At 31.7% G+C, this 21,172-nt stretch carries 22 protein-coding genes; 18 read left to right on the top strand and 4 right to left on the bottom strand.

The window, feature by feature from the left end:
• The first annotated feature begins 81 nt into the window (after nt 1-81).
• Nucleotides 82-1,710, top strand: a complete 1,629-nt coding sequence (gene pruA, locus ABD766_RS04010; protein ID WP_344815486.1) for an L-glutamate gamma-semialdehyde dehydrogenase — start codon at nt 82-84, stop codon at nt 1,708-1,710.
• 108 nt (nt 1,711-1,818) lie between these two features.
• Nucleotides 1,819-4,101 (top strand): T9SS type A sorting domain-containing protein, encoded by a 2,283-nt coding sequence (locus ABD766_RS04015; protein ID WP_344815487.1) that lies wholly within the window; start codon nt 1,819-1,821, stop codon nt 4,099-4,101.
• Nucleotides 4,102-4,133: 32 nt separating this feature from the next.
• Here ABD766_RS04015 and rsmG read toward each other — a convergent pair whose 3' ends face one another.
• Nucleotides 4,134-4,754 (bottom strand): 16S rRNA (guanine(527)-N(7))-methyltransferase RsmG, encoded by a 621-nt coding sequence (gene rsmG / locus ABD766_RS04020; protein ID WP_344815488.1) that lies wholly within the window; start codon nt 4,752-4,754, stop codon nt 4,134-4,136.
• Nucleotides 4,755-4,865: 111 nt separating this feature from the next.
• Here rsmG and ABD766_RS04025 point away from each other — a divergent pair, with 111 nt between their 5' ends.
• Both ABD766_RS04025 and ABD766_RS04030 read left to right on the top strand, forming a co-directional pair.
• Nucleotides 4,866-5,963, top strand: coding sequence for a fatty acid desaturase family protein (locus ABD766_RS04025; protein WP_344815489.1), 1,098 nt, complete (start codon nt 4,866-4,868; stop codon nt 5,961-5,963).
• A gap of 119 nt (nt 5,964-6,082) precedes the next feature.
• Entirely contained in the window at nt 6,083-7,273 is a 1,191-nt protein-coding gene (locus tag ABD766_RS04030; protein WP_344815490.1) for a pyridoxal phosphate-dependent aminotransferase, read from the top strand.
• Between the two features lie 69 nt (nt 7,274-7,342).
• On the opposite strand, the gene ABD766_RS04035 is transcribed toward ABD766_RS04030, so the two are convergent.
• Entirely contained in the window at nt 7,343-7,900 is a 558-nt protein-coding gene (locus ABD766_RS04035) for a sugar O-acetyltransferase (RefSeq protein ID WP_344815491.1), read from the bottom strand.
• 199 nt (nt 7,901-8,099) lie between these two features.
• Between ABD766_RS04035 and ABD766_RS04040 the strand changes: the two genes are divergently transcribed.
• The 11 genes from ABD766_RS04040 (at nt 8,100) to ABD766_RS04090 (ending at nt 16,520) form a co-directional block, all read left to right on the top strand.
• Nucleotides 8,100-8,678, top strand: coding sequence for a Crp/Fnr family transcriptional regulator (locus ABD766_RS04040; RefSeq protein ID WP_344815492.1), 579 nt, complete (start codon nt 8,100-8,102; stop codon nt 8,676-8,678).
• Nucleotides 8,679-8,716: 38 nt separating this feature from the next.
• Nucleotides 8,717-11,737 carry an Eco57I restriction-modification methylase domain-containing protein gene (locus ABD766_RS04045; protein ID WP_344815493.1) on the top strand — a complete coding sequence of 1,007 codons (3,021 nt, stop codon included), beginning with the start codon at nt 8,717-8,719 and terminating at the stop codon, nt 11,735-11,737.
• Nucleotides 11,738-12,227: 490 nt separating this feature from the next.
• A complete protein-coding gene (locus tag ABD766_RS04050; protein WP_344815494.1) occupies nt 12,228-12,944 on the top strand; it encodes a pirin family protein in 717 nt (238 codons plus the stop codon).
• A 106-nt stretch (nt 12,945-13,050) separates the two neighbouring features.
• Entirely contained in the window at nt 13,051-13,332 is a 282-nt protein-coding gene (locus ABD766_RS04055; RefSeq protein ID WP_344815495.1) for a GNAT family N-acetyltransferase, read from the top strand.
• 15 nt (nt 13,333-13,347) lie between these two features.
• A complete protein-coding gene (locus ABD766_RS04060; protein ID WP_344815496.1) occupies nt 13,348-13,584 on the top strand; it encodes a (4Fe-4S)-binding protein in 237 nt (78 codons plus the stop codon).
• Nucleotides 13,568-13,780: a putative antibiotic biosynthesis monooxygenase gene (locus ABD766_RS04065; RefSeq protein WP_298305707.1), complete on the top strand. Its 213-nt coding sequence runs from the start codon at nt 13,568-13,570 to the stop codon at nt 13,778-13,780. The genes ABD766_RS04060 and ABD766_RS04065 overlap by 17 nt, the downstream gene beginning before the upstream one ends.
• 3 nt (nt 13,781-13,783) lie before the next feature.
• Entirely contained in the window at nt 13,784-14,311 is a 528-nt protein-coding gene (locus ABD766_RS04070; protein WP_344815497.1) for an NADPH-dependent FMN reductase, read from the top strand.
• A gap of 76 nt (nt 14,312-14,387) precedes the next feature.
• Entirely contained in the window at nt 14,388-15,260 is an 873-nt protein-coding gene (fabD, locus tag ABD766_RS04075) for an ACP S-malonyltransferase (protein WP_344815498.1), read from the top strand.
• Nucleotides 15,261-15,270: 10 nt separating this feature from the next.
• Complete coding sequence (locus ABD766_RS04080) at nt 15,271-15,948, top strand: peptidoglycan DD-metalloendopeptidase family protein (protein ID WP_344815499.1); 678 nt, start codon at nt 15,271-15,273, stop codon at nt 15,946-15,948.
• 2 nt (nt 15,949-15,950) lie between these two features.
• Nucleotides 15,951-16,205, top strand: coding sequence for a hypothetical protein (locus ABD766_RS04085; protein WP_298305719.1), 255 nt, complete (start codon nt 15,951-15,953; stop codon nt 16,203-16,205).
• Between the two features lie 75 nt (nt 16,206-16,280).
• Nucleotides 16,281-16,520, top strand: a complete 240-nt coding sequence (locus ABD766_RS04090) for a hypothetical protein (protein WP_344815500.1) — start codon at nt 16,281-16,283, stop codon at nt 16,518-16,520.
• Between the two features lie 58 nt (nt 16,521-16,578).
• Here ABD766_RS04090 and galE read toward each other — a convergent pair whose 3' ends face one another.
• Nucleotides 16,579-17,592: a UDP-glucose 4-epimerase GalE gene (gene galE / locus ABD766_RS04095; RefSeq protein WP_344815501.1), complete on the bottom strand. Its 1,014-nt coding sequence runs from the start codon at nt 17,590-17,592 to the stop codon at nt 16,579-16,581.
• An 82-nt stretch (nt 17,593-17,674) separates the two neighbouring features.
• Nucleotides 17,675-18,805 (bottom strand): DegT/DnrJ/EryC1/StrS family aminotransferase, encoded by a 1,131-nt coding sequence (locus ABD766_RS04100; protein ID WP_344815502.1) that lies wholly within the window; start codon nt 18,803-18,805, stop codon nt 17,675-17,677.
• A gap of 287 nt (nt 18,806-19,092) precedes the next feature.
• Here ABD766_RS04100 and ABD766_RS04105 point away from each other — a divergent pair, with 287 nt between their 5' ends.
• From ABD766_RS04105 to ABD766_RS04115, 3 genes are read left to right on the top strand one after another with little or no spacing between them, the layout of a single operon-like run.
• Entirely contained in the window at nt 19,093-20,322 is a 1,230-nt protein-coding gene (locus tag ABD766_RS04105; RefSeq protein WP_344815503.1) for a 3-deoxy-D-manno-octulosonic acid transferase, read from the top strand.
• A complete protein-coding gene (locus ABD766_RS04110; RefSeq protein ID WP_344815504.1) occupies nt 20,319-20,723 on the top strand; it encodes a lysozyme inhibitor LprI family protein in 405 nt (134 codons plus the stop codon). Before ABD766_RS04105 ends, ABD766_RS04110 begins: the two co-directional genes overlap by 4 nt.
• Nucleotides 20,724-21,170, top strand: coding sequence for a GNAT family N-acetyltransferase (locus ABD766_RS04115; RefSeq protein WP_344815505.1), 447 nt, complete (start codon nt 20,724-20,726; stop codon nt 21,168-21,170).
• The last annotated feature ends 2 nt before the right edge of the window (nt 21,171-21,172 follow it).

The raw sequence follows: 21,172 nt of genomic DNA on the forward strand, positions 1-21,172 counted from the left end.
TGTACTTTTGTTACAAATTAAATAATTCGCATTATTTGAATTGTCTATTTATCAAATTGTCTAATTTTCAAAATATAAGATATGCCTAAAGGATTCTTTCACGTACCAAAAGCGGTTAATGAACCTGTAAAATCATACGCTCCAAATTCTCCAGAAAAAGCAGCTGTTTTAGCTGCCTATAAGAAAATGTGGAACGAAACAATCGATGTTCCAATGTATATTGGTTCAGAACAAATTAAAACTGGAAACACACGTACAATGTCTGCGCCTCATGACCATCAACATATCGTTGGTACTTATCATTTGGCTGACAAATCTCATGTAGAAAAAGCAATCGCATCAGCATTAGAAGCAAGAAAAAAATGGTCGCAAATGCCTTGGGAACACAGAGCAGCGATCTTTTTAAAAGCAGCTGAATTAATTGCTGGACCTTATCGTGCAAGAATTAATGCCGCAACAATGATTGCTCAATCGAAAACCATTTTTCAAGCAGAAATTGATGCATCGTGCGAATTGATTGACTTTTTACGTTACAACGTAGAATTCATGACGCAAATTTATCAAGACCAACCAACTTCAAATTCAGATGTTTGGAATAAAGTAGAATACCGTCCGCTTGAAGGATTTATTTACGCTATTACGCCATTTAACTTTACAGCTATTGCGGCTAATCTTCCTGCAAGTGCCGCTTTAATGGGAAATACAGTAGTTTGGAAACCAAGTGATAGCCAAGTTTTTTCTGCTAAAATTATTATTGACGTTTTCAGAGAAGCAGGTGTTCCTGATGGAGTTATTAATGTAGTTTTTGGTGATCCAGTGATGATTACTGATACTGTTTTAGCATCACCAGATTTTGCTGGAGTTCACTATACAGGTTCAACCTTCGTTTTCAAAGAAATTTGGAAGAAAATTGGAACACAAATTCATTCATATAAAACGTATCCTAGAATAGTTGGAGAAACTGGAGGAAAAGATTTTGTCGTAGCTCATCCATCAGCAAATGTAAAACAAGTAGTTACTGGAATTACTCGTGGTGCCTTTGAATTTCAAGGTCAAAAATGTTCTGCTGCCTCAAGAGCTTACATTCCTCAAAGTTTATGGCCAGCCGTAAAAGAGCAATTAATTATTGATGTAAATTCAATGAAAATGGGAAGTCCAGAAGATTTTTCAAACTTCATTACAGCAGTAATTCACGAAGGTTCTTTTGACAAATTAGCAAGCTATATCGACCAAGCAAAAAAAGATGCAGATGCAGAAATTATCCTTGGTGGAAATTATGATAAATCGAAAGGATATTTCATAGAACCAACAGTTATCGTTACTACAAATCCGAAATATACTACAATGGAAACCGAACTTTTTGGTCCTGTAATTACCATTTATGTGTATGAAGATGCTAAATGGAACGAAACTTTAAAATTAGTTGACGAGACTTCAGAATATGCTTTAACTGGTGCTATTTTCAGTCAAGACCGATATGCTACAATTGAAGCAACAAAAGCTTTAGAAAACGCTGCAGGAAATTTCTATATTAACGACAAACCAACAGGAGCTGTTGTAGGAATGCAACCTTTTGGTGGAGCAAGAGCTTCGGGAACGAATGATAAAGCAGGTTCGATGCAAAACTTATTGCGTTGGGTTTCGCCAAGAACTATAAAAGAAACTTTCGTAACTCCAGAAGATTATAGATATCCATTTTTAGGAGAATAATTTCAAAAACAAAGTGAAATTTTAAAAGCTCATTCAGAAATGTTTGAGCTTTTTTTATTTGGCTGATTACTAATTTTTTGTATCTTCGAAATTCAAAACTAACAAACTATGAAGTCAAAAATTACTTTATTATTTATTTTTCTTATTTCAATATTTGGCTACAGCCAAGATAAGACTTATGATTTATTGAAAGAAAAAACAGAAACTAAAATCCTTCACGATAGAGTTTTTGATTTGTCAAAAGCTGCAACGATTGGTTCTAAACCCATTAATTCCAACACTTTTAATCAGTTTTACCATGAAATTCAAAGAGCTGATTTCTTACAACGCTTACCAAAATATGAAATTTTAAAAAACGAAGCCAACTTTGGAAAAGCAACTAAACAAATTCCGTTAGCTATTTTAATCACTGAGTATGAAACTCTAAAAAGAACTTCAATTGATAATGGTGATGTTTTTCTTCAAAACAATCAATATAATGTTAAACCAAATGCTACTGGGCTTTTTGAAAAACATACTATTAGTCTAGTATCGCCTTTATTAAGTAAGTCAAATAGTAACACATTTCTACTTAAAGAAGATTTTATTTTAAATTCTACCAATAAAAAAATTCTTTCTGTTGAACTAAAACTGGAAGATTCTAATTGGGTAAAAATCAATTTTAACAAACCTTTTCAACTAAATTTCAAAGAAACTGGCAATCAAATAGTTGATTACAAAATTGAATTTACTGATGGAAGCAAAGTTCAAAATTCATTTGAATTTGAAATCACATCTATTGAAAATATTCAAGGGAAAAATAATGAAGCCCAAACCCCAAATATAGTTTTACCTATCACCTCAACCATTGCTTATCAAGGTTATAACGAAACTGCACCCTATTTTGGGCAAGGTGAATATGAACTTTTTATGGATACCACAAATGGAGTTTTAGACAAACCTATTTTTTTAGTAGATGGTTTTGATCCAGGTGACTCAAGAAACAGTACAATAATTTATCAATCATTAAATTATGGAACTGGTCAAAATTTGGCTACCGATTTAAGAGCACAAGGATTTGATGTAATTATATTAAATTTTCCAGTTTATACCAGAACAGGAACAACAACAGTAGTTGATGGTGGCGTTGATTACATTCAACGAAATGCAATGATTTTGGTTGAATTGATAAACCAAATTAATGCACAAAAAGTCGGCAGCGAACAGAATGTGGTTATTGGTCCAAGTATGGGCGGACTAATATCGCGTTATGCTCTTCGTTATATGGAAATGAATAATTTAACTCATCAAACAAGATTGTACATTTCTTTTGATTCACCACATCTTGGCGCAAACGTTCCAATTGGTTTTCAACATTTATTTAATTACATGGCTTACGGACCACTTGGAAGTACAGCAGTTCAGCCAGTAGTTGATGGTTTAATTAAAAGTCCTGCCGCTAAACAAATGTTGATTGATCATTTTGAAGGACACCTACAATCAGGAAGTGCTTTTGAATTTAATACAACTTCAAACTCTCTACTTCCAACTGGAGCACCTAATTTTAGAAATGCATTTCAAACTGAACTCAACACTATGGGATTTCCTGTTAACACAAGAAATGTTTCTATTTCAAATGGCGCAGGAAATGGCTCTATGAATTATTCTCCTAACTTTGAAGCGATGAACCATACGTTTAACGTAACTTCAACACAGAGAGCCATAATTAATTTGAGATTTACACCAGCTGCGAATCAAACTAATGAAGTAAGCCGATTTAGAGGACAACAATATTTTTTATTTTTCTGGATAACTGGTTATGAAAGCGCTGCTAACTCAAAATCGCCGACTTATACAGATGGTTTAGACTCTGCACCAGGAGGAAGATTTGATATGGCTGGTTTTCAAGCTGGAGCTGGAACAGACCCTTTACTTACGGAGTTTTTTGATAATTTATTAGTTGACTACTTTTGTTTTATTCCAGTATGGAGTTCTATGGCAGTTTCAAATACAACAAATCTTTATGCTCCAATAAATAGTAGTTCAACTACGCCATTTGCTGCCTCTTCAATTCCAACAGTAAATGAAAATCACGTTACTTTAAACTCCCAAAACACAGCATTTGCTTTAGCAGAAATTTTAAATCCAATTTTAACAAATAATGAAAATTTAGCTTTAAATAATTTTTGGATTCAAAACCCGATTCAGAATAGTTTACAAATTAACTCAAACTATACTATAGAAAATGCCTCAATAGTTGTGAAAGATATACTTGGAAAAACTATTGTTGAAATGAATAATCAAACTATTAATGGTTTACTTGAAATCCCTATTTCACTATCAAACGGTGTTTACTTAGTAACATTAAAAAATAGTCAAGGAAGTGTCACTAAGAAAATAATAAAAGGTTAAAAACTAAAAAGTCTCCAAATTTGGAGACTTTTTTATTTCAAAGGTAAATGAACTACTTTTTTGGTTTCAAAAAATTCATTAGAAAAATAATCAGATAAATTGTATTCAGTTGCCTTTGGAAAATCTTTCAACTCTTCAGACAAATCGCCACCTTTTAAATATAAAATTCCGTTTTCTAATTCGTGTTTCGATTTGGTTTTCATTTTTCCTTTTACCCAACTCACAAAGTCAGGCATATTCGTAACGGCGCGACTTACGATGAAATCAAAATCATGCGTTACAATTTCGGCTCTTTTTTGTTCTGCTTTAATATTTTTTAATCCTAGAGCTTTGATAACTTCATTAACTACCTTTATTTTTTTGGCAATAATATCAATAGCATAAAAATTAGCTTCCGGAAATAAAATAGCCAATGGAATTGCAGGAAAACCTCCACCAGTTCCAACATCCATAATTTTAGAACCTGATTTGAATTCTAAAACTTTAGCAATTCCTAACGAATGTAAAACGTGACGTGTATACAATTCGTCAATGTCTTTTCTCGAAATTACGTTGATTTTAGCGTTCCAATCTTCATATAAATTTTGCAACATTTCAAATTGTTGTATCTGATTATCAGTTAGATTTGGAAATTGCTTCAGAATTTCTTCCATAAATTGAATTTTCAACAAAAATAGTCTTTTTGGTTAATAATTATGATTTGTTTTTACTTCTAAAAAAAATATAATATTTACCTTTGAACAAATTATTAGAATTCCAAATTTATGAATACCACAACACCTGTCTTTTCTAAAAACGACAATCTTAAATTTTTTAGAACTTTAAATAAAAGAGTAAACGATTATTTTAAAGAAAACAACATTGATAAAACCGGAAACTGGAAATTACATTTAAAAACAATTGTAATGTTTACCATTTTCTTAACGCCTTATTTCTTTTTACTAGCAATGGAAATGCCTTTTTGGGCTTATCTTTTACTTAACGTAGTAATTGGAGTTGGAATGGCTGGCGTTGGAATGAATGTAATGCACGATGGAAATCACGGCGCCTATTCTAACAAAGGTTGGGTTAATAAATTCATGGGTGGAAGCATTTATATTCTTGCTGGTAATGTTTATAATTGGCAAGTTCAACACAATGTTTTGCACCATACTTATACTAATATTCTTGGCCATGATGAAGACTTAGAAGCTGGAAGAATTTTACGTTTCACCAAAGAGGCAAAATGGTATAGTCATCATAAATTCCAACACTATTATTCATTTATTCTTTACGGATTATTGACTTTCAATTGGGCAATTACAACCGATTTTCAACAAATGAGACGTTATTTAAAGAGAAATTTATCTTACGGAGAGTTTAAAAAACCTGTAATTCGTTGGACAACATTAGTGATTACGAAAGTTATTTATTTTTCAATGTGGATTGTAATTCCAATTCTTGTTGGACATGTAAGTTGGTGGCAAGTTCTAATCGGATTCTTTATCATGCACTACACAGCCGGAGTTATTCTGAGTGTTGTATTCCAATTGGCTCACGTAGTTCATGAAACGGATAATCCAATTCCAAATGATGAAGGCGAAATAGAAAATACTTGGGCAATTCACCAATTGTATACTACTGCTAACTTTGCACCAAAAAATTGGTTAGTAAACTATTACACTGGTGGATTAAATCATCAAATTGAGCATCATATTTTCCCAAATATCAGCCATATTCATTATAATAAAATAGCTGAATTTGTAAGAGAAACTGCAAAAGAATGTAATCTTCCTTATTATGAATTCAAAACAACTAGAGCTGCAATTTATTCGCACTTTACTCATTTGAGAGATTTAGGAAGACAACCTCAGTTATCGTAAAAAATTAAAATGAAGATTATTTAAACCATTAAGGCATTAAGGTCCATTAAGCTAAACTTAATTTTCTTAATCTCTTAATGGTTTAAATTTTTATAATTAGTATAATCAACAACACAACAATGAGCAACCCATTATCAGACAGAATTAACCAACTATCTACATCACAAACTCTTGCTATGGCAGCATTAGCAAGAGAATTAAAAGCACAAGGAAAAGACATTATCAGTTTAAGTTTGGGTGAGCCCGATTTTAACACACCTGATTTTATCAAAGAAGCGGCTAAAAAAGCAATCGACGAAAACTACTCAACTTACTCACCTGTTGATGGTTATATGGAATTGAAAGAAGCTATTTGTAGAAAATTTAAACGTGATAATAATTTAGATTACAAACCTGCAAATATTGTGGTTTCTACTGGAGCAAAACAATCTTTATACAACATTGCTCAATGTATGATTAATGAAGGTGATGAAGTTATTCTTCCTGCGCCATACTGGGTTTCTTACTTTGAAATTATAAAAATGGCTGGCGGAATTCCAGTTGAAGTTCCAACTTCGGTTGAAAGTGATTTCAAAATTACACCGGAACAATTAGAAAAAGCTATTACTCCAAAAACTAAAATGATTTGGTATAGTTCGCCATGTAATCCTAGTGGTTCTGTATATAATCGTGAGGAATTGACAGCTTTATCAAAAGTGATTTTAAATCAAACAAACGAAATTTATGTAGTTTCAGATGAAATATACGAACACATTAATTTCTCTGGAACTTTCTGCAGTATAGCTACTATTGACGGAATGTTTGACAGAACGATAACAGTAAATGGTGTTGCAAAAGCATTTGCTATGACTGGTTGGAGAATTGGATATATTGGTGCTTCTGAAATAATCGCAAAAGCCTGTACAAAAATGCAAGGACAAGTTACTTCTGGAGCGAATTCTATCGCACAAAGAGCTACAATTACCGCAGTTGATGCTGATCCAAGTGTGTTGAACGAAATGGTTTCTGCTTTCAAAAACCGTAGAGATTTAGTTGTTGGTTTAGTTAAAGAGATTCCTGGATTCAAGCTAAATGTACCCGAAGGTGCTTTTTACGTTTTTCCTGATGTTTCTTATTATTTTGGAAAAACTTTACGTGGAAAATTAATCAATAATGCTGATGATTTTTCGATGTATTTATTGGCAGAAGCTAATGTTGCAACTGTAACAGGTGATGCTTTTGGCAATCCAAATTGTATTCGCTTTTCTTATGCAACTAGTGAAGAATTATTAGCTGAAGCTATGAAACGTATTAAAGAAGCGTTGGTGTAAAATTCCAAAAAAATAAATTCCAAATTCCAAATAAATAACAAACCTCAAAATTCAAACTTTGAGGTTTTTTTATTGGTTTAACTTCCGAATTACTTTTGCAGGATTTCCAACTGCGAGTGAATTATCTGATATGTCTTTTGTCACGACACTTCCGGCTCCAATTGTACAACCATTTCCAATTTTAACACCTGGACAAATTACAGAGTTTCCTCCTATCCAACAATCATCACCAATAGAAACAGGTTTTGAAAACTCAACTGTTCGTCTTTCAACAGCGTCAAGTGGATGCGTTGCTGTGTAAATATGAACATTTGGACCAAAAAAAACATTGTTGCCAATTTCAATTTTCATAGTATCTAAAACCACACAATTGACATTAAAATATACATTTTCTCCCGAATGAATATTATAGCCATAATCGCAATGAAATGGTGGTTCGATATATAATCTTTTGTGAGCATTGGGCATTAGTTCACGCAGAATATTTCTTGAATTTCCATTCATTACATACTCTGTAACATTCAATCTATGAAGTAACTTTTTAGCTCGTAATCGCTCTGCCATTAAGACTTTATCGTTAGCAAAATAGATTTCTCCATCGAGCATTTTTTCTTTTTCGGTTTTCATATTTGCAGAATTTATTTTTTAGAGGTCAAATATGGTATCGCTTTGTTTAAAGGTGTTTGCTTAGCAAACTTTTTGTTGATGCGATTTCATAATTCAATTTTAAACAATCAAATATACTATTTTGCCACAGATTTGCACAGATTAAACGGATTAGAAAAATATTTGTTAGAAAAACTATTTTAACTGTATTTTTGAACTTATGCAATCTATCCTAAAAAATATCGCTAAACATGTTTCTTTAACTTCTGATGAAGAAGCTTTGTTTTTATCTAAAACCGAAACTAAACACTTAAAAGCTAAAACTATTTTATTGAGTTCGAGTGAAATTGCTAATTGTACTTACTTTGTAAATTCGGGTATTTTAAGAAGTTTCAACATTAACGACAACATTATCGAGCATGTTTTGCATTTTGCTTGTGAAGGTTGGTGGATTGGTGATATGTACAGTTATATTTCAGGAAAACCTGGTAATCTTTTTATTGAAGTTTTAGAAGATGCCGAAGTGGTTATCATCACCAAAGAAAATCATCAGGAATTATATAATGAAATTCCAAAATTAGAACGCTTTTTCAGAATTCTAGCTGAAAACTCGTTGGTATCACACCAAGAACGCTTAATGGATAACTTAAGTTTATCTGCAGAAGAACGCTTCGAAAAATTCTGTTCAAAATACCCAACACTAATTCAAAAAATACCTCAAAAGCAAATTGCTTCTTACATTGGTGTTACACCTGAGTTTTTTAGTAAAATGAAAAGTAAGTTGTTGAAGAAAAATTAATATTTTTTTGTAGTTTTGAAAAACATCAAAACCAAATTATGTCGCTGTTTCAAAATAACGTTGTTAAAAAATACACCAATACACTCGATAAAAAAAAGCTAGACGAAAAGTGGCAACTTTTTTCAACCATTTTTCATAATACTGCCAAGCAAGACAACATTCGAAATAGTAAAGAAGAACAATATCAAGAAGGATTTCTTCGTGATTTATTTGTTCAAATTTTGGGTTATACTTTAAATCCTGATGCGCATTATAATTTGATTTCGGAACAGAAAAACGAAACCAATAGCAAGAAAGCCGATGGCGCCATTATTCTGAACGAAAATGTGCACGCCGTAATTGAACTTAAAGGAACTGAAACTACCGATTTAGCTAAAATAGAAAACCAAGCCTTTGGCTATAAAAACAATCAGAAGAATTGCAGTTATGTGATTATTTCCAACTTTGAAAAACTACGCTTTTATATTGACAACGCTACCGAACATATAGAATTTAATCTGTTTACGCTTTCTCGTGCCGAATTTGATTTGCTATATACTTGCCTTTCTTTGGAAAGTATGCAAACTGATTTACCCAAGAAAATCAAAAACGAAAGTGTTTCCAATGAAGATAAAATCACCAAAGAATTATACAAAGATTATTCGGCTTTTAGAAAAGAATTGTTTACCGATATTGAAAAGCTAAATCCTCAGTATGACCGATTGCTTTTGTTCAAGAAAACTCAAAAGTTATTAGATAGATTTCTATTCATTTTCTTTGCAGAAGATAGACAATTGTTGCCCACCAATTTGATTTTTAGTATCAATCTCGAATGGCAAAAACTTCGTGAAGCACGCGTTTCTGTTTCGTTGTACGACCGATATAAAATGTATTTTCAAGATTTGAATACTGGTGCACGTGTGAGTTTGCCTGCTTTTGGAAAACATACCAACGAAATTGTAACAGCACAATATGATATTTATGCTTACAATGGCGGTTTGTTTCAACCGGATGATGTTTTAGACACGATTGCTATCGATGACGATTTGCTTTTTAAACATACCAAAAAATTAAGCGAATACGATTTTGAAAGTGAAGTTGACGTAAACATTCTCGGTCATATTTTTGAAAATTCGTTGAACGAAATCGACGAAATTACTAACGCTATTGAAGGTCAAGAATTAGATAAAACCAAAACCAAACGCAAGAAAGACGGAGTTTTTTACACACCCAAATACATTACCAAATACATAGTAGACAACACCATTGGCAAACTGTGTGAAGAAAAGAAAACCGAATTAGCACTTGACGAAACCAAATACACCATCGACAAACGCATAACGGTTGCCACCAAAAAGAAACTGATAGAAACCCTAGACAGTTACAGAAAATGGTTGTTGCAATTGACCATTGTGGACCCAGCGTGTGGCAGTGGCGCTTTTTTGAACCAAGCGTTGGAATTTTTAATTGCCGAACACAAATATGTTGACGAATTGCAAGCCAAACTATTTGGTGATGCGTTGGTATTGAGCGATGTAGAAGGAAGCATTTTAGAAAACAACCTTTTTGGTGTAGACCTCAACGAAGAAAGTGTAGAAATTGCCAAACTCTCGTTATGGTTACGCACGGCACAACGCAATAGAAAACTAAACAGCTTAAACAACAATATAAAATGTGGCAACTCACTAGTAGACGATGCCACGATTGCAGGCGACAAAGCGTTTAATTGGCACAACGAATTTCCGCAAGTGTTTGAAAAAGGTGGTTTTGATGTGGTGATTGGGAATCCGCCTTATGTATTATGTCAACAATCAAATACAAAAGAAGATACTCTTGAATACTTTAAAAAGTTTGAAGTTGCTAGTTATAAAATTGATTTATTCCATTTATTTTTTGAAAAATCAATTAAGTATTTAAAGAATAATGGAAAGCTAGGATTTATTACTCCAAATACATATTTGACAAATAAGTATATTCAAAAATTAAGAAATTATATTCTAAATAATACATCAATCGAAATTTTAGTCAATTATGAAGATTCTGTATTTATTGATGCAGGAGTTGATGTAGCAACTATAATTCTAAAAAAAGATAAAAAATTAAATAATTCAATTGAAACATTTAAATCAAAATTAGGTGTAATTGAATCATTAGGAAATAAAAATCAATTAGATTGGTTAAATGATTCTGAAAATAATTTTAACATTAAAATAGAGCAAAAGTTCAAATTCAAAAAATGTTTAAAATTTGAAGAAATTGGGAATTCATATTTTGGGATTCAAGCTTATGATAGAAAAACATCTATTTCTGATAAAAAAGAAAATGATCAATTTTTACCAATGATTGATGGTGCCGAAATAAATAGATATGAATTTTCAAATCCAAACAAGTATTTTAATTTTGTTTCTACAAATATAAAAAGTGGAGGTGATTATTCTGTTTATAAAAAATTAAGAATTGTAGTTAGACAAATTGGACAAACTCCTATTATTGGTATTTGTGAACCAGATATTGTAACGTCAAATACCTTATATAATCTATATCTAACAGACGAAAAATATTCTTTAAAATACATATTAGCAATATTAAATTCTAATTTAATAAAAAAATATTGGCTATCAAATTATTCGGATGGTAAACAGTTATTTCCTAAAATAAAAGGTTATCAATTAAAACAATTACCTATCAAAATTGCAACTAAAAACGATCAACAACCTTTCATCGAAAAAGCCGATTTAATGTTATCGTTGAATAAAGACTTACAAGAAATTAGTTTGAAATTCAGCAAGTATTTTTCGGGACAATTTAAGTTGGAGAAATTATCGGGTAAATTAGAGAAATGGTATGATGTATCGTTTGAAGAATTCATTAAAGAAATCAACAAAGCCATAAAAGTGCAAAAAGGCACACCTTTAACCAAAAAAGACGAATTTGATTGGATCGATTTATTTGAAGAAAATAAACAAAAAGCCAACGCACTACAACAAGAAATAGCAGTTACTGATAAAGCGATTGATGCTATGGTTTATGAGTTGTATGGGTTGACACAAGAAGAAATTGAAATTGTGGAGAATAGTTAAACATTATTTTGTCATTTTCTTTTTTGTCATTTTGAGGCACGAAGAATCACAAAAAACAATCACACAAAGCAATCACATAAAGAATAACAATACATGAGTTACTAGTGAGATTCCTACGGAATGACAAAACAAGAAATGTGTTTTGTCAATCTAAACAACTAAAAAAAGCAACTAAGTACAGTTGCTTTAATATATAGTGGAAATGCTTAGACGTATCTGCGCATGTAGTTATACACTACAAATATAAGAAACTTTTACTAAAATTAGCAAATCCAACTCCGCGAAGAGTTCTTCAAAAATGCTACGCAAATGTCACCTGACTTTGCGTTACAATAATTTAAACTATACCTTACTGGTTTCAACAATAACTATCCTAAACCTAATTTTCTATAATAAAATTCAAGCATCAAATTTCTTAATCTACATTAAGTGCTTCACGAATCTTATCGCTGTAAATTTGTATCATAATAATTACTAAATTTATAACGATATGAAAAATATAGTTTTACACAAAGCAGATTCAAGAGGTCACGCCAATCATGGTTGGTTGAATGCTTATCATAGTTTTAGTTTTGCAAGTTGGTACAATCCAGATAGAGTTCAATTTGGAATGTTACGCGTTTTAAACGATGATACAGTTGCCGCTGGAATGGGTTTTGGAACTCATCCACACGACAATATGGAAATTATAACTATTCCATTAGAAGGTGATTTGGCGCACAAAGACAGCATGGGAAATACTGAAACCATCAAAACAGGTGATGTTCAGGTTATGAGTGCAGGAACAGGAATTCAGCACAGCGAATTCAATCCGAATGCTGACCAACATACTAAATTATTTCAAATTTGGTTGTTTCCAAAATACAGAAATGTTGAACCACGTTACCAACAAATCACATTAGACCAATCATTACAAAAAAATAATTTTGCACAAATCCTTTCGCCAAATGCCGATGATGCTGGAGTTTGGATTCATCAAGATGCTTGGTTTTACTTGAGTGATTTTGACAAAGATTTTTCTAAAAAACTTTCTCTTAAAAAAGAAGGAAACGGATTTTACATCATGAATATTGAAGGTGAAATTGAAGTAAATGGCGAAAAACTAGAAAAAAGAGACGCAATTGGAATTTGGGAAACTTCTGAAATTGAAATTAAAGCAAATACAGATGCGAAGTTTTTAGTGATGGAAATTCCGATGGAACAATAAATAGCAGATTTCAACATTCAAAATTCGTTATTGAATATTCCAAGTTAAAAATGTTGAATATTCAATTTTGAGTAACGAATGTTGAAGTTTTTAAAAATTAAAAATCATGAACGAAGTACAATTAAAAATCAATGACAAAAACGGTGTTTTTTATATTGATGTTGATGGGAAACATGAAGCCATGATGACTTTTGTTTTTGCAGGCGATGACAAAATTATCATCGACCACACCGAAGTTAATCCCGGAAATGAAGCTAAAGGCTTTGGTAAAAAAATGGTTGTAAAAGCAGTAGAATATGCTCGTGAAAAAGGAATTAAAATTATTCCGCTTTGTCCATTTGCTAAAAGTGTATTTGACAAAACTCCTGAATTTAGAGACGTTTTATAATTTAAAAAATCAATTATGAATTCAAACGACTTAACAAAAGAATATACTAATGGCGAAGTTACCATTGTATGGAAAAATGGTTTATGCAAACACGCAGCTGAATGTGTAAAAAACAATCCAGATGTTTTCAAACCCAAAGAAAAACCTTGGATTATTGCAGAAAATTCGACTACTGAAAAAATTATTGAAACTATAAAAAAATGCCCTTCTGGTGCACTAACCTATTTTATAAACAATGAAACAACCACCTAGATGGAAGTTTGCTGTAATGGTTTGGATAGCAATTTATCCAACAATTACACTAGTTTCTCTTTTAATTGGAGATTACATTAAAAATTTACCGCTACCTTTAAAAACATTAATCATGACTGGAATTTTAGTTCCTTTAATGGTTTTTGTTTTGCTTCCTTTTTTGGGGAAAATATTAGGTAACTGGTTAAAAAAATAAACTATGAAAAAAATCATCGCTTTTGGAGCATCGTCAAGTAAGGCTTCAATTAACAAACAATTAGCAACCTATGCTGCTAATCAATTTAAAAATGCTACAGTAGAAGTTCTAGATTTAAATGACTTCGAAATGCCAATTTATTCGGTAGACAAAGAAAAGGATAACGGAATTCCTCAATTAGCTCAAGATTTCTATGCTAAATTAGGAACGGCAGATGCTATAGTGATTTCGTTTGCAGAACATAATGGTGCTTATTCAGCTGCTTTTAAAAACATTTTTGATTGGACTTCGAGAATCAATGCCAAAACATTTCAAGAAAAACAAGTGCTTTTACTAGCAACTTCACCAGGACCACGTGGCGGAAGTTCGGTTTTAGAAATTGCAAAAAATCGTTTTCCTTTTCAAGGCGCTGTTGTCAAAGGAAGTTTTTCTTTGCCAAGTTTCAATGATAATTTTGATGCTGAAAAAGGAATCACAAATGAAGATTTAAAGAATCAATTGTTAGAAATTATAAATGCAATTGAATTATAATAAAAATGTTATTTTTGCTAAAGTTTTGGGTAATACTTTTAAACTCTTAACCTTTTTAAACTTTTAAACTACATTTATGAAAGCATACATATTTCCAGGTCAAGGTGCACAATTCTCAGGTATGGGAAAAGATTTATATGAAAACTCAGCAGTAGCAAAAGAATTATTCGAAAAAGCAAATGACATATTAGGCTTTAGAATTACAGATATTATGTTCGAAGGAACTGCAGAAGAATTAAAAGAAACAAAAGTAACCCAACCAGCGGTTTTTTTACATTCGGTAATTTTAGCTAAAATATTGGAAGATTTTTGTCCAGAAATGGTAGCTGGACATTCATTAGGCGAGTTTTCTGCATTAGTTGCCAATGGAGCTTTATCTTTTGAAGACGGATTAAAATTGGTTTCACAAAGAGCAATTGCAATGCAAAAAGCTTGTGAAATTACTCCATCAACAATGGCAGCCGTTTTAAATTTAGATGATAAAATCGTAGAAGATATTTGTGCTTCAATTGATGGCGTAGTTGTAGCAGCAAATTATAACTGTCCTGGACAATTAGTTATTTCTGGAGAATACAAAGCTGTAGAATTGGCTTGTGAAAAAATGAAAGAAGCTGGAGCAAAACGTGCTTTAATTTTGCCTGTTGGTGGAGCATTTCATTCTCCAATGATGGAACCCGCAAGAGAAGAATTAGCTGCAGCAATTGAAGCAACTACTTTTTCAACTCCAATTTGTCCGGTTTATCAAAATGTGACTGCTAGTGCGGTTTCAGATGCTAACGAGATTAAGAAAAACCTAATCATCCAATTAACTGCTCCTGTAAAATGGACTCAATCGGTTCAACAAATGATAAAAGACGGAGCAACAAGTTTTACAGAAGTTGGTCCAGGAAAAGTATTGGTCGGATTAGTAAATAAAATTGATAGAGAAGTAGAAACTATTTCTGCTTAACAACTAGTTTATGGAAAATTTTGTAGACTTTTTATCTCATTTAGAATCAGCTAAAGTAATCGAGCCTAGCATTGATTATTCCGATTATGTTGCTTTAGATTTATCTGTTTCAAACACAGAATTGAATAATCATAAACTTGAAACTGCAGCCGATTATGAAGTTTTTATTCAGAATCACTTAGATAGAAACAATGCAAAAATTGCTTTTGGTGGTTATTTAGAAACCAGAAACTTATATAAAAGAAGTACGGTTTTTAAAAACGAAAATACCGAAGAACGTAACATTCACATAGGTTTAGATTTATGGATTAACAAACAAGCATCTATTCATGCTGCTTTAGATGGTACAATACATAGTTTTCAAAACAACACTGCTTTGGGCGATTATGGTCCAACAATAATTTTGGAACATGAAATAAACGAATTCAAATTTTACACTTTGTATGGTCATCTTAGTGAAGACAGTTTATTTGATAAAAAAATAGGTCAAAAGGTGACTCAAGGAGAGCAAATTGCAAATCTAGGTTTACCACCAATAAATGGAGATTATGCGCCACATTTACATTTTCAAATCATTTTAGATATTGAAGGCAAAACAGGTGATTATCCCGGAGTTTGTTCTGAAAATAAATTAAGTTTTTATAAAAATAATTGTCCTAACCCTAATGTATTATTAAAAATTAAATAGTTATGAAAAAAATAATTTTATCCTTAGCCTTTGCATCGCTGTTAATTTCATGCAAGGAAGAAACTAAAGAAAAAGTAAAAGAAGCTTCAAAAGCCGTTGGAGCTGATTTAAAACAAGCCGCTGATTCTGCAAAAGTAAAAGCTAAAAAAGTTTTAGACTCTTCTAAAGTTGGTGAAAAAGCTAAAGCAATAATTGCAAAAGGTGCAGAAAAAGTAGAACAAGGAGCAAAAAAAGTTCAAGAAGCCACAAAAAAATAATTTTAAGCATTATTTAAACTATTTGGCATCTAATTTGTATTACTGAAATTGTTATTAATTTTAATCTTTAAAAAAATGAAAAAAACAATTTTAGCATTAGCATTTATGGCTGTTGTGATGGTGTCTTGCGGAGACAAAAAAGTAGAAGGTGAACCAACTGTAGGAACAGAAATTGGTGAAAAAATTGACACTGTTGCACAAAAAACAGAAGAAGTAATTGACACTACTCAAGCTAAGGAAGGTGAAGCTCTTGAAGAAGATGCAGAAAAACTTGATGAAGCTGGCAAAGAACTTAAAGAAGCCGCTAAGAAGTAAAAAAAAGAAATCCTCATAAAATTTATGAGGATTTTTTATTTGTATAAATGTATAATATTTAGCTTCTTATCTTCTGTTCCCATTTCCAAGCACTAGCCAAACTATCTTCTAAAGTTGATTGTGCTTTCCATCCTAAAACATTATTAGCTTTATCAGTGTTTGCATAAGCTGAAGTTATATCTCCTTCTCTTCTACCTACAATTTGGTAATTCAGTTTTTGCCCAGAAACTTTTTCAAAAGCAGTAATAACTTCTAAAACTGAACTTCCTGTTCCTGTTCCAAGATTGAAAGTTTCAACTTTATCTAAATTTTGTTTGCTCAACAAACGCTTCAAGGCTACAACATGCGCTTTAGCCAAATCAACAACGTGAATATAATCACGAACCGCTGTTCCATCAGGTGTTGGATAATCATCTCCGTAAACAGATAATTTCTCACGCATTCCAATAGCAGTTTGTGTAATAAACGGAACTAAATTTTGAGGAATTCCTAAAGGTAATTCACCAATCTCCGCACTCGGATGCGATCCAATTGGATTAAAATAACGTAATAAAATAGAATTGATATTGGTCACTTTTGCAACATCAGTGATGATTTCTTCGCCAATTTGTTTGGTATTTCCATAAGGTGAAGCGGCAGGTTGTACAGAAGCATCTTCAGTAATTGGCATTATTTCGGCTTGACCATAAACAGTACAAGAAGAACTAAAAATAAAATTCGGGTTAGACAACTCTTTCAATTCCTGAAGTACATAAACCAATGCGTTGATATTGTTTTCGTAGTACAACAAAGGATTTTCGACACTTTCTCCAACAGCTTTTGATGCAGCAAAGTGAATCACTCCAGCAACATCATTATGTTTTTTAAAGAAATTTTGAACCGACGTTTTATCACGCAAATCCATTTTTTCAAAAATTGGTTTTTTACCAGTAATTCTTTCAATACCATCCAAAACACTTTCCGATGAGTTCGATAAATTATCAATGGCTACAACCTCAAAACCTTCGTTTTGTAATTCAACAACGGTGTGAGAACCTATAAAACCTAAACCTCCTGTTACTACTATTTTCATTTTTTTGAGATAATAGAATATAGAATATAGAATATAGATTTTAGCACTTATGTCTATTCTCTATTTTCTATTCTCTATTTTCTTATTTTAAATATTCTAAAACTGTATCAGTTATAAATTTAATTTGCTCATCGTCCAATTCGGTATGCATTGGCAAAGCGATAACTTCCTTACATAACTGATTTGTTACTGGAAAATCTTCTTCTTTGTATCTTGAATCGGCATACGCTTTTTGACTGTGCAACGGAATTGGATAATAAATCGCACACGGAATTCCTTTTTCTTGCAAATGTGCTAACAAGCCGTCACGCTTTCCATTCATAATTCTGATAACATATTGATGAAAAACATGGCAATCGCAAGTTTCACAAATAAATGGTGCCCAAATATTTGAATTTACACTCAACGCAATAGAATATTTCCTAGCAGCATCTTGACGTGCTTTATTATAAGTATCTAAATGTGGCAATTTCGCTTTCAAAACTCCAGCCTGAATACTATCCAAACGCGAGTTCACTCCTACAACATCGTGATGGTATCTTTCATACATTCCGTGATTTACAATTCCTCGTAATGTGTGAGCTAATTTATCATCGTTTGTAAAAATTGCTCCACCATCACCATAACAACCTAAATTTTTAGATGGAAAAAAAGATGTCGCTCCAACATGACCAATCGTTCCTACTTTCTTTTTAGAACTATCTTTTGATTTATAATCGGCTCCAATTGCTTGCGCATTATCTTCAATTACATAAAGGTTATGTTCGTTTGCAATTTCCATAATCGCATCCATATTAGCCGCACGACCAAACAAATGAACCGGAACAATCGCCTTAGTTCTAGGAGTAATTGCTTTACGAATTCCATCCAACGAAATATTCATATTATTCATATCCACATCAACCAAAACCGGAGTTAATTGTAATAATGCAATCACTTCAACAGTTGCCGCAAACGTAAAATCGGCTGTGATTACCTCATCGCCAGGTTTCAAATCCAATCCCATCATGGCAATTTGCAACGCATCGGTTCCGTTTGCACAAGGAATTACGTGTTTTACACCTAAATAATCTTCTAAATCTTTCTGAAATTGATGAACCAAAGGTCCGTTTATGTATGTATTATTTTCTAAAACATCTTGAATAGAAGCATTCACTTCTTCTTTTATTTTTTCGTATTGACCTTTCAAGTCAACCATTTGTAATTTCTTCATCTTAAAAAATTTGAAATACAAAAGTATAACATTTCTTATTATTTGGAGCGAATGGTTCGGGCTTTTTTTGGTTTCCTTTTTCCTGCTTTCCGTTACAATCTTTTTTCAATTGTTGCCTGAGGCACTCGAAGGCAACAATTGAAAAAAGGATTTCCTCTCCAATCAGGGCTATGTAGCATTTGTCTTTTGCAAAATCAGATTTTCAAAAGAAATTTAGTTGTGAAAATCCGTTTAATCTGTAAAATCTGTGGCAAAAAATCTTATTTTTACCCAACTAAAATTAGATAATGCTTTTTCTATACAATTTAATTATAATTTTTGCTTCACAAGTTGTAAAACTATTGGCACTTTTCAGTCCGAAAATGAAACTTTTTGTTGATGGTCGAAAAGAAGTTTTTTCAATTTTAAAAAGCAAAATCAATACAACCGACAAAACTATTTGGTTTCATGCAGCATCATTAGGAGAATACGAACAAGGCTTACCAGTTATTGAAAAAATAAAAGTTCAATATCCTAACCATAAAATAGTAATTACTTTTTTCTCTCCATCAGGTTACGAAGTAAGAAAAAACAATACGGTTGCCGATGCTACAGTTTATTTGCCATTAGACACAAAATCGAATGCTCAGAAATTTATAAAAGCGATAAATCCAGAACTAGTTTTCTTTATTAAATATGAATATTGGCCCAATTATCTAAATGAATTAAAGAAACTTGAAATAAAAACCTACTTAATTTCAGGAATTTTTAGAGAAAAACAAGCCTTTTTCAAATGGTACGGAGGTTTTTACAGAAATGCATTAAAAACATTCGACTACTTTTTTTTACAAAATGAAAGTTCAAAAAATTTGATTCAAAGTATTGGTTTCAACAATGTAAAAATTTCTGGTGATACGCGATTTGATAGAGTAGTTTCGATTTTAGAAAGAGACAATTCATTAGATTTTATAGAACAATTTAAAAACAACAAAACCACAATTATAATAGGAAGTTCGTGGCCAAAAGACGAAAATTTATTGGTCAATTATATTAATAATGCATCAGATGAAATTAAATTTATCATCGCACCACACAATATAAAAGCAGAACAAATCTCAAATCTTAAATCCCAAATAACAAAAACTTCTGTATTATTTTCTGAAAAAAGTACTATTGATTTATCAAATTTCAACGTTTTCATTATCGATACCATCGGAATTTTAACTAAAATATATTCCTACGCAGATATTGCTTACGTTGGTGGCGGATTTGGAAATCCAGGCGTACATAACATTTTAGAGCCTGCAACATTTGGTGTTCCGATAATTATTGGTCCAAATTATTCGCATTTTGCAGAAGCCACCGCTTTGGTTCATCAAGAAGGTTGTATTTCCATATCAAACCAAAACGAATTGAACGAAGCCTTTGATAATTTAATTTCCAACGAAGATGTTCGCCATGAAAAAGGACATATTTGTTCGACTTTTGTGCAAATGAATAAAGGAGCAACAGATGTTATTTTGAAACATATAATATGAAGAAGACTTTAGTTTTTTACTTTTTAATTTTTTCATTTTGTTTAAATGCTCAAACATTTGATGAAGTAAAAGCTTGCGAACTTAAGTATCAAAATTGTCTAGATTCTGGACTTGACATGAAAACTTGTGCCATCACTTTTTATAATGAAGCAGATGTATTACTTAATTTATCATATAAAAAACTCAAAAATCAATTAAATGCTTCGCAAAAAAGAAAACTTCAAAACGAACAAAGAAATTGGTTAAAGAAAAGAGACAAATATTTTGAAGAAGCTTTTGAAGAAGCAAAAAATGATAATGGCGGAAGTACACTTTCTGAAGATTTTAAAATGATGTATTTTGATAAAAAAGCTGAATTTGTAATTGAAAGAGTTAAAGAACTACTATCAAAAATTAAATAATTGATTCATTATAATAATTTAGAACCATCCCAAATCGAAACCATCATAACAATGATGCAAGATTTCTATGCCATTGATAACTATCCAATTGACGTTGAAGTTTCTAAAAAATTATTTCAAGAGTTTATTGCTAACGAACATCTTGGTAAAGCTTGGCTGATTTATTCTAAAGATGAATTAGTTGGCTATGTAATTCTTACTTTTATTTTTAGTTTTGAATACCAAGGAAGAATTGCCTTTATAGACGAACTTTACCTTAAAGAAACTGCACGAGGAAGAGGAATTGGAGCCAAAACGTTGCAATTTATAAAAGAACAAATCCCTAAATTATCGTTAAAATTGCTCTATCTTGAAGTAGAACATCACAATGAAAACACACAAAAATTGTATCTTGCCAACGAATTTGAAATTCATAATCGCAAATTATTAAAATACAAACTACACTAACT

Origin of the sequence: Flavobacterium cheonanense (genome assembly GCF_039539185.1) — a bacterium.
GTDB lineage: Bacteria > Bacteroidota > Bacteroidia > Flavobacteriales > Flavobacteriaceae > Flavobacterium > Flavobacterium cheonanense.